This is a genomic window from Shimia sp. (assembly GCF_022448905.1).
In the GTDB taxonomy this organism is placed as follows: Bacteria; Pseudomonadota; Alphaproteobacteria; order Rhodobacterales; family Rhodobacteraceae; genus Shimia.
This window is the reverse complement of the sequence record NZ_JAKVCW010000021.1, coordinates 57575-70927: the sequence shown is the minus strand read 5'-3', so window position 1 is coordinate 70927 and position 13353 is coordinate 57575. Positions and strand designations below refer to the sequence as shown.

Annotated in this window: 15 protein-coding genes and 1 tRNA gene; 4 read left to right on the top strand and 12 right to left on the bottom strand. The window is 56.9% G+C overall.

Going from position 1 to position 13353, the window contains the following annotated elements; genetic code table 11:
- From MK208_RS19480 to MK208_RS19435, 10 genes are all read right to left on the bottom strand, one after another.
- Positions 1–77 (bottom strand) — tRNA-Arg (locus MK208_RS19480).
- Positions 78–131: 54 nt separating this feature from the next.
- The gene (locus MK208_RS19475; RefSeq protein ID WP_294119302.1) at positions 132–1352 is read right to left on the bottom strand and encodes a cysteine desulfurase; all 1221 of its coding nucleotides are present in this window, start codon (positions 1350–1352) and stop codon (positions 132–134) included.
- A gap of 1 nt (position 1353) precedes the next feature.
- Positions 1354–1935: a YIP1 family protein gene (locus MK208_RS19470; protein ID WP_294119301.1), complete on the bottom strand. Its 582-nt coding sequence runs from the start codon at positions 1933–1935 to the stop codon at positions 1354–1356.
- Entirely contained in the window at positions 1932–2417 is a 486-nt protein-coding gene (locus tag MK208_RS19465; RefSeq protein WP_294119300.1) for a YIP1 family protein, read from the bottom strand. The genes MK208_RS19470 and MK208_RS19465 overlap by 4 nt, the downstream gene beginning before the upstream one ends.
- The gene (sufD, locus tag MK208_RS19460) at positions 2417–3703 is read right to left on the bottom strand and encodes a Fe-S cluster assembly protein SufD (RefSeq protein ID WP_294119299.1); all 1287 of its coding nucleotides are present in this window, start codon (positions 3701–3703) and stop codon (positions 2417–2419) included. The genes MK208_RS19465 and sufD overlap by 1 nt, the downstream gene beginning before the upstream one ends.
- Positions 3703–4458, bottom strand: a complete 756-nt coding sequence (gene sufC, locus MK208_RS19455) for a Fe-S cluster assembly ATPase SufC (protein ID WP_294119298.1) — start codon at positions 4456–4458, stop codon at positions 3703–3705. The genes sufD and sufC overlap by 1 nt, the downstream gene beginning before the upstream one ends.
- Positions 4459–4528: 70 nt before the next feature.
- Positions 4529–4732, bottom strand: a complete 204-nt coding sequence (locus tag MK208_RS19450; protein WP_294119297.1) for a hypothetical protein — start codon at positions 4730–4732, stop codon at positions 4529–4531.
- Positions 4732–6255 carry a Fe-S cluster assembly protein SufB gene (gene sufB, locus MK208_RS19445; RefSeq protein WP_294119296.1) on the bottom strand — a complete coding sequence of 508 codons (1524 nt, stop codon included), beginning with the start codon at positions 6253–6255 and terminating at the stop codon, positions 4732–4734. The genes MK208_RS19450 and sufB overlap by 1 nt, the downstream gene beginning before the upstream one ends.
- Positions 6256–6281: 26 nt before the next feature.
- Positions 6282–7316, bottom strand: a complete 1035-nt coding sequence (locus MK208_RS19440) for a cysteine desulfurase family protein (protein WP_294119304.1) — start codon at positions 7314–7316, stop codon at positions 6282–6284.
- Complete coding sequence (locus tag MK208_RS19435) at positions 7313–7789, bottom strand: Rrf2 family transcriptional regulator (RefSeq protein WP_294119294.1); 477 nt, start codon at positions 7787–7789, stop codon at positions 7313–7315. Before MK208_RS19435 ends, MK208_RS19440 begins: the two co-directional genes overlap by 4 nt.
- A 162-nt stretch (positions 7790–7951) precedes the next feature.
- Between MK208_RS19435 and MK208_RS19430 the strand changes: the two genes are divergently transcribed.
- The 3 genes from MK208_RS19430 to MK208_RS19420 are packed head-to-tail and all read left to right on the top strand — an operon-like array spanning position 7952 to position 9428.
- Positions 7952–8608 (top strand): alpha/beta hydrolase, encoded by a 657-nt coding sequence (locus MK208_RS19430; protein WP_294119293.1) that lies wholly within the window; start codon positions 7952–7954, stop codon positions 8606–8608.
- Positions 8608–8850, top strand: a complete 243-nt coding sequence (locus MK208_RS19425; protein ID WP_294119292.1) for a hypothetical protein — start codon at positions 8608–8610, stop codon at positions 8848–8850. Before MK208_RS19430 ends, MK208_RS19425 begins: the two co-directional genes overlap by 1 nt.
- Positions 8847–9428, top strand: a complete 582-nt coding sequence (locus MK208_RS19420) for an HD domain-containing protein (RefSeq protein ID WP_294119290.1) — start codon at positions 8847–8849, stop codon at positions 9426–9428. Before MK208_RS19425 ends, MK208_RS19420 begins: the two co-directional genes overlap by 4 nt.
- 1 nt (position 9429) lies before the next feature.
- Here MK208_RS19420 and MK208_RS19415 read toward each other — a convergent pair whose 3' ends face one another.
- Both MK208_RS19415 and MK208_RS19410 read right to left on the bottom strand, forming a co-directional pair.
- Positions 9430–9798, bottom strand: a complete 369-nt coding sequence (locus tag MK208_RS19415; protein WP_294119288.1) for a hypothetical protein — start codon at positions 9796–9798, stop codon at positions 9430–9432.
- A gap of 181 nt (positions 9799–9979) precedes the next feature.
- Positions 9980–11806: a glycerophosphodiester phosphodiesterase gene (locus MK208_RS19410; RefSeq protein ID WP_294119286.1), complete on the bottom strand. Its 1827-nt coding sequence runs from the start codon at positions 11804–11806 to the stop codon at positions 9980–9982.
- A 219-nt stretch (positions 11807–12025) separates the two neighbouring features.
- On the opposite strand from MK208_RS19410, the gene MK208_RS19405 reads away from it, so the two are divergent.
- Complete coding sequence (locus MK208_RS19405) at positions 12026–13240, top strand: NADP-dependent isocitrate dehydrogenase (protein ID WP_294119284.1); 1215 nt, start codon at positions 12026–12028, stop codon at positions 13238–13240.
- Positions 13241–13353 lie beyond the last annotated feature (113 nt).

Below are 13353 nucleotides of genomic sequence, written 5' to 3'. Positions count from 1 at the left end.
TGGCGCACCTGAGAGGATTCGAACCTCTGGCCTCTGCCTTCGGAGGGCAGCGCTCTATCCAGCTGAGCTACAGGTGCCTAAGGTCGGGGTATAGCCAGTGTGGCTACGCCCCGCAATCGCAAAATGAACGTCTATCCAAAGAGTTCGTGCGCCAGTTCAAGCGCTTCGATGAGCGTGTCCGCTTCATCGGTGGTGTTGTAGAGCCCAAAGCTGGCGCGACAAGTCGCAGACACACCCAAATGCTCCATCAATGGCCCCGCACAGTGGTGTCCCGCCCGCACAGCCACGCCCTTTTTGTCCAAGATCGTGGAGATGTCATGCGCGTGCGCCGCACCATCCAATGTGAAACTGAAGATCGCCGCTTTGTCCGCCCTGGTGCCTTGCACCTGCAGCCAGTTCAGACCGGACAGCTTCTGCATCGTATAGTCACGCAGCTTGGCTTCATGGGCTGCGACATTGTCCATCCCGAGCTCCATGAGGTAGTCCAGCGCCACACCAAAGCCAATCGTCTGCACAATGCCCGGCGTGCCTGCCTCGAACTTCATTGGGGGATCGTTGTAGATCACAGCCTCCTTGGAGACTTCCTTGATCATGTCGCCGCCGCCAATGAACGGACGCATTTCTTTCATGCGATCCATTTTGCAATAGATCGCCCCGGACCCAGATGGCCCATAGAGCTTATGGCCAGTGATGGCGTAGAAATCACAGCCAATGTCCTGCACATCCACCGGCGCATGCACCGACCCTTGAGAGCCATCAACGAGCACAGGCACGCCCTTGGCATGTGCGCCTTCCGTGATGGCCTTTACATCCACCATAGTGCCCAGCACGTTGGAGCATTGCGTCACAGCCACCAGTTTGGTCTTGGGCCCAATCGCATCAATCACCGCCTGTGGATCCAGCGCACCGGTGCTGTCCACATCCACCCACTTCAGAACAACGCCTTGCCGTTCCCGCAGAAAGTGCCACGGCACGATGTTGGCATGGTGCTCCATCACCGAGAGAATGATCTCGTCGCCTGGTTCCAGACGCGGCATGGCCCAGCCATAAGCCACCATATTGATGCCTTCGGTCGTGCCGGAATTCAGGACGATCTCATCCTCGCTGCCAGCGTTCAGAAATTTGGCAATCTTGCCGCGCACCGCCTCATACTTATCCGTCGCGAGGTTAGAAAGGTAGTGCAAGCCTCTGTGGACATTCGCATATTCCATTGCGTAGGCGTTGGTGATCGCATCAATCACCACCTGCGGCTTTTGCGCCGAAGCACCGTTGTCCAAATAGACCAGCGGCTTGCCATTCACCTCGCGGCTCAGGATTGGAAAATCAGCACGGATCTTGTTGACGTCATACATCTCAGGACATCCCAATAGCGGTCGCCGCACCCAGCGACAAAAGCAGTGTCATTCCAACGGTCAGGCCCATCATAGTGATCAACACCAGCATCACGGACTTGCCCAGGCTGTTAAAGCCGTGGATCACGTTGATGAAATTCAAAACAACCCAGATCGAATACAGGCCGACGCCCAATACAAAGACCAAGGCAAACCCAGGCATCGCCAGCATCAGCAGCAGAGATGCCAATTGCACGGCAAACCGCATGTATTGCAGCCAGCCGATGGCCAGCAGCACATCGTCAAACCTGCCCCGACCGCCAATGGCGCGCCCCCCCCAATAAATGGAGAACACCAGCATCACGAGGCCACAGCCAAGGATCGTTGTGTAGAAAAAAGGCGCTGTCAAAAACGGCACGTTCATCTCTGGTGGCGCTGGAAACAGCGTGAGCGTGGCAAAATGCGCCAGTGCATTTAACACTATACCCAAAGCCAAAAGCATCCAGCCCACGTTGCGCGGCACCGGACGGCTCATGAGCGCTACCGCAGCCTCGCTTGGGTCACGCACGGTCAGCCAGAAAAGAGCGGTCAGTTGCGCTTTCATGACGCCACCCTACCCGCTTCCAGCAATCCAGAAATCCAGATCCAGAAAAACGAGACAAACCAAAGCAGGCCAACAATGGTCAACGCCGTCCCTTGCCCAATAAAGCCTTCTACAAGACCAACAAGCAGATACAGCGGCCCGGTTGAGAGCATCGCCCAGAACAGCGCGAAACGGGCTCCAAAACTGGACTGTTTGCGACCAAAGGCACGCAACACCAGATGAGAAACAAACGCCAACGTGACCGCCAAAAGCGGCAACACAAACATCAGTGCAAAAAGATTGGCGCCCAACAGAGGGTTGAGCTCAACCTGTGCCAGATGCGCCTCGCGCGCCAAAGCAGGCCAGCGTGACACAAAAATAACGCCACAGGCGGCCATAAGGATCGCAAAGGCACGGTCCTCACGCTCGCCCATCGCCAGACGGCGGGCAACCACCGCACGCGGGGTACGGTAGCTGGCCATCATATCGCTCGTCACAGACATCAGCCGCGTCGACGCTCCAACCAGGACTCCAAGCGTCCGATGATCTCGTCACGCAGTTCTTCGCTTTCGACTTCCTCTACGGCTTCGGCCACAAAGGACATCACCAGCAAGTCGGTTGCGATGTCTTTTGGAACACCACGGGCCCGTAAGTAGAACAACGCGTCTTCGTCAATCGCACCAGAGGTGGAGCCGTGCGAACAGGCCACATCATCGGCGTAGATTTCCAACTCAGGCTTGGCGAGGAACTGGCTGTCTTCGTCCAGCAGAAGCGACTGGCTGATCTGATAACCATCAGTCTTCTGTGCGCCCGGCTGCACCAGAATCTTGCCCTGGAAAACGCCGGTTGCCCCGTTGCGCAGCACTTTCTTGAACACCTGACGGCTTTCGCAGTTCACCGCGTCATGGGTGACAAAGACTGTGTCGTCGTGATGGAAATCACCATCGCCAAGACAGGCGCCCGCCACATGGGCCACGGCATCGTCACCCGTCAGTTCAAGCACAGCTTCATTGCGGGTCAAACGGCCGTTCACAGTCAGTGTAAAGCTTTTGAACACGCTTTCGGTGCCCAGACGTCCAAATAAATGCGTGACAGCACGCCGCTCATGGTCACGCCCCTGTGCACGCACATGGTGGAAGGCAGCGTTGTCGGCCACGTTCACTTCCATGGACTTGTTGAAACGCGCCGCCGCCGGACCGTTTTCCAGCACGGTCACTTCCGCACCAGCGTCAAGCTTGATCACATGGTGCAGGACCGCGTCAGAACTTTCTGCTTTGTGCTGATAGATCAGGCTCACGGGCTTTGCGACCTTGCCAGTCACGTGGATCACAACACCATCCGTAGCGAAGGCCGTGTTAAATGCCGCCAGAGGGCGCTCCACCGGGGTCTGACCTTTGGCTTCGAGCACCCCATAGAGCTCTTTTGCCCAATGGATATCTTTCTCAGCCACGTCCGCCAAACGCTCGATCGTCAGGCCTTCGCCTGCCAGCTCGTCAGACTGCTCCGCATCAAACACACCATCAACAAAGACCACCTTGATCCGATCAAAGCTGTCAAACAATGGCGGCTCGCCTGTGTCAAAAACCGCCGCGGCAGGCGCATCAGCCTGGGTCAGTGTGTCTGGACGGGTGTATTTCCAATACTCGTCCCGACGATCCGGCAACCCCATCTCGCGCAGACGGCCCAAAGCCGCCGCGCGTGCTTCGCTGGCCCACTGACCGCTCGCCGGAACGGTCAACCCGTCCAAACGCGCCGCCGTGGCCTCTTGCTTCTTAGCCAAAGCCGCCATTATGCGACCTCCGCCAAAATGTCGGCGTAGCCGTTTTTCTCAACTTCCAGCGCCAGCTCAGGGCCTCCGGTCTTGATGATGCGACCGTCCGCCATGATGTGCACAACGTCTGGTTTGATGTGGTCCAGCAGGCGCTGGTAGTGCGTGATCACAAGGAAACCGCGGCCTGCGTCCCGCAGCGCGTTCACACCCTCAGACACCAGTTTCATCGCATCCACGTCCAGACCGGAGTCGGTCTCGTCCAGGATGCACATCTTTGGCTCGAGCATCGCCATCTGCAGGATCTCGTTACGCTTCTTCTCGCCACCGGAGAAGCCAACGTTGACGGGACGCTTCAGCATGTCGGCATCGATTTTCAGGGTTTTCGCCTTCGCACGGATCTCTTTCAGGAAGTCCGCCGCAGACAGCTCCTCTTCGCCACGCGCCTTGCGCTGTGCATTCACTGCGGTGCGCAGGAAGGTCATGTTGCCCACGCCAGGGATTTCAACCGGGTATTGGAACGCCAAGAACAGACCCAGAGCCGCACGTTCTTCTGCTTCCAGTTCCAGCAGGTCTTCACCACCCAATGTGGCCTCACCGTCAGTCACCTCATAGCCGTCTTTGCCAGACAGCACATAAGACAGCGTGGATTTGCCGGAGCCATTTGGGCCCATGATCGCGTGCACTTTGCCCGCTTCCACTTTCAGATCCACACCTTTGAGGATCTGCTTGTCTTCTTCTTCAAGTTTGACCTTCAGGCCTTTGATTTCCAACATGTTCATCTTCCTTCGCGTTTCCACGGGATGCCGCAGCACCCGGTCATATCTTTGTTTGTGACGCCGCTGCTTAGGCGCTCACATATGTGATCAGCATCATCACACCCATCGCCACAATTCCACACACGGCCGAGGTCACAAACACTGATCCAGCGATCAGCCCCTCGTTCGAGCCAAGGCGCTTTTTGCGCAGGGTAAAGCCAACGGCGGAACCGAAAGCGATGCCGGCGCCAACGCCGGCAGATTGTTGCATGAGGGCGTGAAGCGTTTCCATTAGCCTACGGAGCCTTCAAGCGAGATCGCCACAAGCTGTTGTGCTTCCATGGCAAACTCCATCGGCAGCGCCTGAAGCACTTCCTTGGCAAAACCGTTCACAATCAGGGCGACAGCCTCTTCCTCGTCCATGCCACGCTGACGGCAGTAGAACATCTGCTCATCATCCACCTTGGAGGTCGTCGCTTCGTGCTCGACACGAGACGAATTGTTCTTCACCTCGATGTACGGCACCGTGTGCGCCCCGCATTTGTCGCCAATCAGCAAACTGTCACATTGGGTGTAGTTGCGGCTGTTCTTTGCTTTCGGGTGCATAGACACCTGACCACGGTAGGTGTTCTGCGCCACACCCGCGCTGATGCCTTTGGAGACAATCCGCGACTTGGTGTTTTTACCCAAGTGGATCATCTTGGTGCCCGTATCGGCCTGCTGGTGGTTGTTGGTGATCGCAATCGAGTAGAATTCACCCTGCGCATCATCGCCACGAAGAATGCAGGATGGGTACTTCCAGGTCACGGCCGAGCCGGTTTCAACCTGGGTCCACATCACCTTGGCACGGTCACCACGGCAATCGGCGCGCTTGGTCACAAAGTTGTAGATACCGCCCTTGCCGTTCTCATCGCCAGGATACCAGTTCTGAACGGTGGAGTACTTCACTTCGGCATCTTCTTCGATGACAATTTCCACCACAGCCGCGTGCAGCTGAGACGTGTCACGCTGAGGTGCGGTACAGCCTTCAAGGTAGGATACGTATGAGCCTTTGTCCGCAATGATCAGCGTCCGCTCAAACTGGCCGGTGTTTTCCGCGTTGATACGGAAGTAGGTGGACAGTTCCATTGGGCAGCGCACGCCAGGCGGCACGTAAACAAAGGACCCGTCAGAGAACACCGCGCTGTTCAAAGTGGCGTAGAAGTTGTCGCTCACCGGAACCACGGACCCGAGGTACTTCTTCACCAGTTCAGGATGCTCGCGGATCGCTTCAGAGATCGAGCAAAAGATCACCCCTGCTTCTTTCAACTCTTTCTGGAAAGTTGTGCCAACAGATACGGAGTCAAACACCGCATCAACCGCGACTTTGCGGCCTTCAGCAGGGGCGTTCTCCGCACCTTCAACGCCAGCCAAAATCATCTGTTCTTTCAGCGGGATGCCGAGCTTTTCATAGGTGGCCAGCAGCTTTGGATCCACCTCATCCAAAGACTTCGGTTTTTCTTCCATGCTCTTTGGACGCGCGTAATAGTACTGGTCCTGGAAATCCACTTCCGGATAGTCCAGCATCGCCCAATCCGGCTCCTCTTTGGTCAGCCAGCGCTTATACGCCTCCAGCCGCCAGTCGGTCATCCATTCCGGCTCTTCGTTTTTCTCCGAAATCAAGCGGACAATGTCCTCGGTCAGCCCTTTGGGGGCATATTCCATCTCAATCTCGGTTTCCCAACCGTATTTGTATTTGCCGCCAACTTCGCGCACGGCATCCACGGTTTCCTGGTCAACACCTTCTTTGACTTGGGTCTGATCAATTGCCGCCATGTGCGTCTCCTGTCTTCGTTTTGCGCTCACGCGCGGTGTTTATTCATCTGAGCCAGCCACTTATCGGCAAAACCCATGACGTCCTGTTCGCTCGTTTGTGGCCCCAAGCTCACCCGAATGGCGCTTGCTGTCGTCATCTCATCAAATCCCATCGCGGTCAGCACTTTGCTGGCGCGCACCTTGCCTGAAGAGCAAGCCGACCCGGCAGAAATCGCAAAACCTGCCAGATCCATCTGCATGACCTGCGTTTCACCCTTCCAGCTCGGCACCGCAACTGCCGTTGTGTTGGGAAGCCGCTTAACGCCTTTGCCAACGATAATGGCCTCCGGCGCCTCAGCGGTCAGCCTCTCTTCCAGCAAATCGCGCAGCTGTGCAACCCGATCCCAAACACCATCGGCCAAGTCTTGCGCTGCTGCTTTGGCAGCAGCAGCAAATCCCGCGGCGCCAATCACGTTTTCTGTGCCCGCACGACGTCCCATTTCTTGACCACCGCCCAAAAGCTGCGCTGGCACGTCGGTGCCCCGTTTCACCACCAAAGCCCCAATGCCTTTTGGCCCACCCAGCTTATGCGCCGAGATCAGCGCCATCTGCGCACCTGTCCAGTTAAACGCCACCGGCAGCTTGCCAAACGCTTGCGTCATATCACTGACGGCTACGCCTTCCAGCAAGGTTTGGACCACTCCGGTCTCAGAATTTGCCAACTGCACACAGCTCGCTGCCGGATCTTCGATTTTGATCGCCCCCGCAGCATCGACTGCCAAATCGTTCTGCGTCCAGGCATTCACCGCATCATGTTCGACGTCTGCCGCATGCAACTTGCGACCCGCCAGCGCCAAAGCCGCAGACTCCGTGGCACTGCTAGTGAAGATCACATCCGCCCCATCCGCGCCAAAGGCAGAAGCAATATCTCCGCGCGCACGTTCAAGAACGGACTTGGCTTTGCGCCCTTCCGAGTGGACAGAGGACGGGTTGCCATAAACATCCATCGCCGCAATCATCGCCTCCCGCGCCTCAAGGCGCAGTGGGGTTGTTGCGTTATGATCCAAGTAGGCCCGCATCAGGCGTCTTCGTCCGCCACTTCATCAACCACAGAAAACAATGTGGGCACAGCTGGGCATGGCGCCAAGTCGTTCTCCACAATATCGGACAGACGTGTTTGGTGCAGGAACACATAAACATGCGCCGACAGCCCTTCCCAAAGGCGGTTTGCCATCGACTGCGCGCGGGACCCACTTGATCCACCACTGGCCCCTGCCCCTGTGTGCAGCGCCGACACCGTTTCATCCACAGCGGCCAGAATATCCGCAACCCGAATCTCGGACTTTGGACGTGCCAAGCGGTATCCACCACCCGGGCCGCGAACAGAAACCACAAGCTCAGCCCTGCGCAGCTTTACAAACAACTGCTCCAAATACGGTAACGAAATGCTCTGTCGTTTGGAGATTTCACTCAAACTCACGAGATCTTCCGGCGGCTGCAGCGCAATATCTGCCAAAGCAACCACAGCATAACGGCCTTTTGTCGACAGTTTCATGATACACCCCTTCGAATTGATTGACCTCAGCCATGCATGTGCTTAAGTCGCTAGAACCGCAACGGCCCCAAAAGCCGTTTAACTATTTAGAAGCGTTCTAAGGTGACAGAGCAAATTCGTCAAGAATTGGTTCATACCTTTTAAGGGAGAAAAGCGACAAATATGCCTGAGGTGATTTTTCCGGGACCAGAAGGCCGCCTCGAAGGCCGCTATCATCCACAAAAAGAAAAAGACGCGCCGATCGCGATTGTGCTGCATCCGCACCCGCAATTTGGCGGCACCATGAACAACAAGGTTGTCTACAACCTGCACTACGCCTTCTACAACATGGGCTTCACCGTTCTGCGGTTCAACTTCCGTGGCGTGGGCCGCTCCCAGGGCGAATATGATCAAGGTGTTGGCGAACTGTCTGATGCGGCCTCCGCGCTTGATTACCTGCAGTCGATGAACACCAACTCCAAACACTGCTGGGTTGCGGGCTTCTCCTTTGGTGCGTGGATCGGCATGCAGCTTCTGATGCGCCGTCCGGAAATCACCGGCTTCATTTCGGTGGCCCCGCCAGCCAACATGTACGACTTCTCGTTCCTGGCGCCCTGCCCAAGTTCCGGTCTTATCCTGAATGGCACCGCCGACCGGGTCGCCCCACCGGCGGACACGCACTCGCTGGTGAACAAGCTGCATGAGCAAAAAGGCATCACGATCACCCACACGGAGATCGAAGGCTCTGGCCACTTCTTTGAAACAGACGAATACATGGATCAGATGACCGGCACGGTCACCGACTATGTGAAACGCCGTCTGACCGAGAACAGCCGCTAATGAGCACGCTGGACGCGCTGGCCTCAAAACTTGCCGAAGACACGCTCAAAGCCCAGAAAGAACTGGGCGACGAGCGTCTCTTCATGGAAGTCAGCGCGGTGCTCGGGGCCTCTTCCCAGTCACTGGAAGAAGCCTATCTCACCGAAGTGCGTATGCGCATGTCCGAAGAAAAAGGCCGGGCTTTTCTGATCAACAAGGTTAAAGAAGCCCGCGCCGCAAAAGCTGCCGAGACCAAAGAATGAGCGACCGCCTCGCTGCACAAATCGCCTTCCTGACCGAAGCCGATAAGCTCAAATCTGTCTACCGCGCCACCAATGTGCTTGACGGACACCGCAAGGAAGACAGCGGCAGCCACAGCTGGCACATAGCACTCTATGCGCTGATCCTGTCTGAACATGCCAACAAGGACATTAATCTGGATCGCGTGATCCGCATGTTGCTGATCCATGATCTGGTAGAGATTGATGTTGGTGACAGCCCAATCCACGGCGATCATGACATTACCGCCATGGAAGCAGCGGAAAGTGCAGCGGCAGACCGGATCTTTGGCCTTCTGCCAGACGATCAAGCCGTCGAACTCCGCGCCCTATGGAATGAGTTTGAAGCCGCAGAGAGCGACGACGCCGTTTTTGCCAAAAGCATCGACCGTGTGCAGCCGGTGATTGGAAATCTTGAAACCAATGGCGGTACCTGGCCGGAATACAACGTCACGCGCGAACAGCTTGAAGATCGTGTTGGCTGGAAAGTTGCCAAAGGCGCTCCTGCGATTTGGGAGCATCTCAAAGCGCGCATTGCCAAATGGTTTTCCGAAAACGGCTAACTTAGAAACATTGAGGCCACCCATAGCCCCATCGCCACGGCAGACCCGAGCACGGCAAACCGCCCACTCGAACCGCCTCATACATGCGATCGGCCACAAAATAGATTGCAGCCGTGACATCTTCTGATGTGCCATCATATTGAAGGGCCAAGGCCTCTGCCTGTGCATCCGCCACGCCCTGCACGCAAATGCGCAGCTCTTCGTCCGCCTTCAGCCGCGCAAAAAATCCTTTTTCTGCATCCGCAGTCTCACCACCCAGATGATACGCTTGGTCATGCACCACACAGCAGTCATGCCAGGGCGCCTCATGCTCGAACACTCGCGCAAACCATGGAAAAGTGCGCGCCATCGCGCCCCACGCCGCCGACATTCCACCGGAACACCCGTCCGTCGTGAAAGGCCCCAAGGCCGTAGGGTCCTCCTCGCGCAGCGCTTGCAATCGGCTATGCCGCCAGACTTCAACTTTCGCAGACCAGCCTAGCCCCTCACTTGAGACCTGCGCCGTAACCGGTTCACACAAAACAAAAATCGCACTGATCGCGGCAATCAGATTATTGCACCTCATCGTCACCTCGATGCGGCACATCCAACCCAATCCGCCCCGCCAGACCAAGCACTAACCGCTCCACACCGCTCAACGTTTTGCGATCCGCCAAAACTTGCCGCGCCAGCGCCGGCTCGTCGGTGATCAACCCGTCCACGCCAAAAGACAACATACCCGACACCGACAGCGCATCGTTCACCGTCCACACGTAGACCTCTTTGCCCACGTCATGGGAGCCGCGCACCAGTTGGCGAGACATGGTGGCGCTGTTCACGGCCAGGAAGTCCACATCCAGATCCCACATGTTGCCCAACGACGCCGAAGCAAGCAGCCCGACATTCCACTCAGGGCGCAGCTTTCGCATCTTTGCTACGGCATCGGTTTTCAACGACATGATCTTCACTTGATCCACCATGTCTGTGGCTTCAACGATGTCGATCACCCTCTGCTCCAAATCCTCGTCATGGCCGTAGTATTTCAACTCGATCACCACACCTGACTTGTCTTTTGCCGCCAGCAAAACCTGCTCAAGGGTGGCTGTGCGCTCGGCCGCAAAAGCTGGATCAAACCAGCTGCCAATGTCGATTGCCTCTAGGTCCGCCAAAGTCGCATCCCAGATCTTCAAGGGGTTGCCCGCAACCTTCATGAAATCGCTGTCATGCACCACAACCACCGCACCATCGACAGTTTCCTGAACGTCAATCTCAACCCAATCCGACTGATCCTCCACCGCGCGTGTGACCGCCGCCATGGTGTTTTCAGGTGCCGCTCCAGAGGCGCCACGATGGGCAATCACCGCCACAGGCCGATCCTGATCTACTTTGACCAACTCTGCGATACCAAAGCCGCCCAACACGGTCACAAGTGCCGCCACCGCGACCACGCCGGTCAGCTCCCCTTTGGGCACTTCGCGCTTCTCTCCCGCGTCTGGCCAGCCCGCAAACCCCATGAAGGCCACGGCCAAGGCACCGGTGGTGAAAGATGTCAAAACGAGGTTCAACCCCGCCCACAGTCCGGTGGACAGAAACAAAAACGCAGCCAGGCCTTTGAGGCCAAACGGCACAAAATGCAGACCAAACTGTATGATCGCGCCAACCACAAACAACACCGCACCGCCAATCACCGCCCCCAGCGCGGCCCAAATTGCCAAGCGCACAAGGAACGTCACCCTGCGTCCCGCCATCCGGGACTGGCTTTCCCGCAAAGCCGCCCCTGCCCGCTGCCCGTCAAATACGACCAGAGGCAAAGCCAACACCCAACCCAATGTGCGCCAGAGAACCAATGCCACCATCACCGCCAATGCGATCCCGCAAACCACCACGGTCTGAACAAACTCCGGCGGATGAAAACTGAGGTAGTAGTTGATGTCGTAGTCCGTCATCCATGTGACAAAAGCCAATCCGCAAATTGCCAAGAACGGCAGGCACATCACCAGCAGCCGCAAACAGAACTGCATCGCCAGTCCAAGCACGGCCGGTATACGCGGCAGAACCATCGCCACGCCATCCAGGAATCCATGGGATTTCCCAGCCCGATCCCGCAATGCCACCGCCATCATGAACGACACATCCAGCGTCAGCAGCACGAGCGCCAGGCCTGCAATCACCAATCCGGCGACAAAGCCCACTGGAGAGAGCAAGAACACCGCGATGTCAAAATCCGCCAACGCCGGTTTGCCGGAAAACGTCAGCGCCAGATGCACCGTAGCCGCCATCAAGGGCGCAAAGGCCGCCGCCAACAAGATATTAAACACCAGATGCGACTGGATAAACGGCCAGCGCAAACGCCAGGCCACTTCAAAACACCGCACCACCTCTGCTATCGCCTGTTTCACAGCCACACTCCAACACCCGTTTAACGTGACCCTAACGGCATCTAGCATTGTGGTCGAGAACCCGCGACATTTTGTCAAAAACAATTGTCATGCTACGTTTCACGCAACAAAAATTCGCGCCCAATTTAAACTGTATACAATCGCATACAAAGCCTTCCCAACGAGACTGAATTGCCTTAGGACAGGCGCCAAATACGACTCGGTTCACAGGAGACCCCCATGACCAAGATCAAAGTGGACAACCCCATCGTCGAAATGGACGGCGATGAAATGACTCGCATTATGTGGCAGTTCATCAAGGACAAATTGATCCTGCCTTATCTCGATCTCGACCTGCTTTACTACGATCTGGGCATCGAAGAGCGGGACCGCACCGAAGACCAGATCACCATCGACGCCGCGGAGAAGACCAAAGAGATTGGTGTGGCCGTGAAATGCGCCACCATCACGCCCGATGAGCAGCGGGTGGAAGAGTTTGGCCTCAAAAAAATGTGGCGCTCCCCCAACGGCACCATCCGCAACATCCTCGGCGGTGTGGTGTTCCGCCAGCCAATCATCTGTCGCAACGTGCCGCGCCTTGTGCCCGGCTGGACCTCCCCCATCGTGGTGGGTCGTCACGCCTTTGGCGATCAGTACAAAGCCACCGACTTCACCTTCCCGGGCGCTGGTAAGCTGACCATGAAATTTGTTGGTGAAGACGGCACTGTGATCGAGAAAGAGGTCTACGATGCACCGTCCGCCGGTGTCTATCAGGCGATGTACAACCTCGACAGCTCCATCATCGACTTTGCCCGCGCCTCGCTCAACTACGGCCTGAACCTCGGGTGGCCGGTGTACCTCTCTACCAAGAACACCATCCTGAAAGCCTATGACGGCCGTTTCAAAGACCTGTTCCAAAAGGTCTATGAGGAAGAGTTCGAAGAAAAATTCAAAGCCGCCGGCATCTGGTATGAACACCGGCTGATCGACGACATGGTCGCCTGCGCCATGAAGTGGAACGGCAAATTTGTCTGGGCCTGCAAGAACTACGACGGCGACGTACAGTCCGACACTGTGGCACAAGGTTTTGGCTCGCTTGGCCTGATGACCTCGCAACTGATGACGCCAGATGGAAAGATTGTGGAGGCCGAGGCGGCCCACGGCACCGTGACCCGTCATTATCGCCAGCACCAAAAAGGCGAAGCCACCTCCACCAACTCCATCGCATCGATCTACGCCTGGACTGGCGGCCTGAAGCACCGCGCGAAGCTGGACAACAACATTGCCCTGCGCGCCTTTGCTGAAACCCTCGAGCGGGTGATCATCGAAACCGTCGAAGGCGGTTACATGACCAAAGATCTGGCTCTGCTGGTTGGCCCGGATCAAGGCTGGCTCACCACCATGGGCTTCCTTGAGAAGATTGACGAAAACCTCAACAAAGCGCTCGCCGGATAAGCGATGAGACACTTTGTCCTAAGGCGCGAGTGGCGCGCCTTAGGACCATCTTCACCATCCGTCAGGTAGACCCCCAGCGCATAGCGGCCTTGCGCCGCCCCCTCTAGACAGCT

Coding starts and splice junctions, on each gene's coding strand:
- MK208_RS19470 (WP_294119301.1), bottom strand. CDS start 1,935: ATGAAAGCGCAACTGACCGCTCTTTTCTGGCTGACCGTGCGTGACCCA.
- sufD (WP_294119299.1), bottom strand. CDS start 3,703: ATGGCGGCTTTGGCTAAGAAGCAAGAGGCCACGGCGGCGCGTTTGGAC.
- MK208_RS19405 (WP_294119284.1), top strand. CDS start 12,026: ATGACCAAGATCAAAGTGGACAACCCCATCGTCGAAATGGACGGCGAT.
- sufB (WP_294119296.1), bottom strand. CDS start 6,255: ATGGCGGCAATTGATCAGACCCAAGTCAAAGAAGGTGTTGACCAGGAA.
- MK208_RS19450 (WP_294119297.1), bottom strand. CDS start 4,732: ATGGAAACGCTTCACGCCCTCATGCAACAATCTGCCGGCGTTGGCGCC.
- sufC (WP_294119298.1), bottom strand. CDS start 4,458: ATGTTGGAAATCAAAGGCCTGAAGGTCAAACTTGAAGAAGAAGACAAG.
- MK208_RS19465 (WP_294119300.1), bottom strand. CDS start 2,417: ATGTCTGTGACGAGCGATATGATGGCCAGCTACCGTACCCCGCGTGCG.
- MK208_RS19435 (WP_294119294.1), bottom strand. CDS start 7,789: ATGAAACTGTCGACAAAAGGCCGTTATGCTGTGGTTGCTTTGGCAGAT.
- MK208_RS19425 (WP_294119292.1), top strand. CDS start 8,608: ATGAGCACGCTGGACGCGCTGGCCTCAAAACTTGCCGAAGACACGCTC.
- MK208_RS19415 (WP_294119288.1), bottom strand. CDS start 9,798: ATGTCGGCGGCGTGGGGCGCGATGGCGCGCACTTTTCCATGGTTTGCG.
- MK208_RS19430 (WP_294119293.1), top strand. CDS start 7,952: ATGCCTGAGGTGATTTTTCCGGGACCAGAAGGCCGCCTCGAAGGCCGC.
- MK208_RS19475 (WP_294119302.1), bottom strand. CDS start 1,352: ATGTATGACGTCAACAAGATCCGTGCTGATTTTCCAATCCTGAGCCGC.
- MK208_RS19420 (WP_294119290.1), top strand. CDS start 8,847: ATGAGCGACCGCCTCGCTGCACAAATCGCCTTCCTGACCGAAGCCGAT.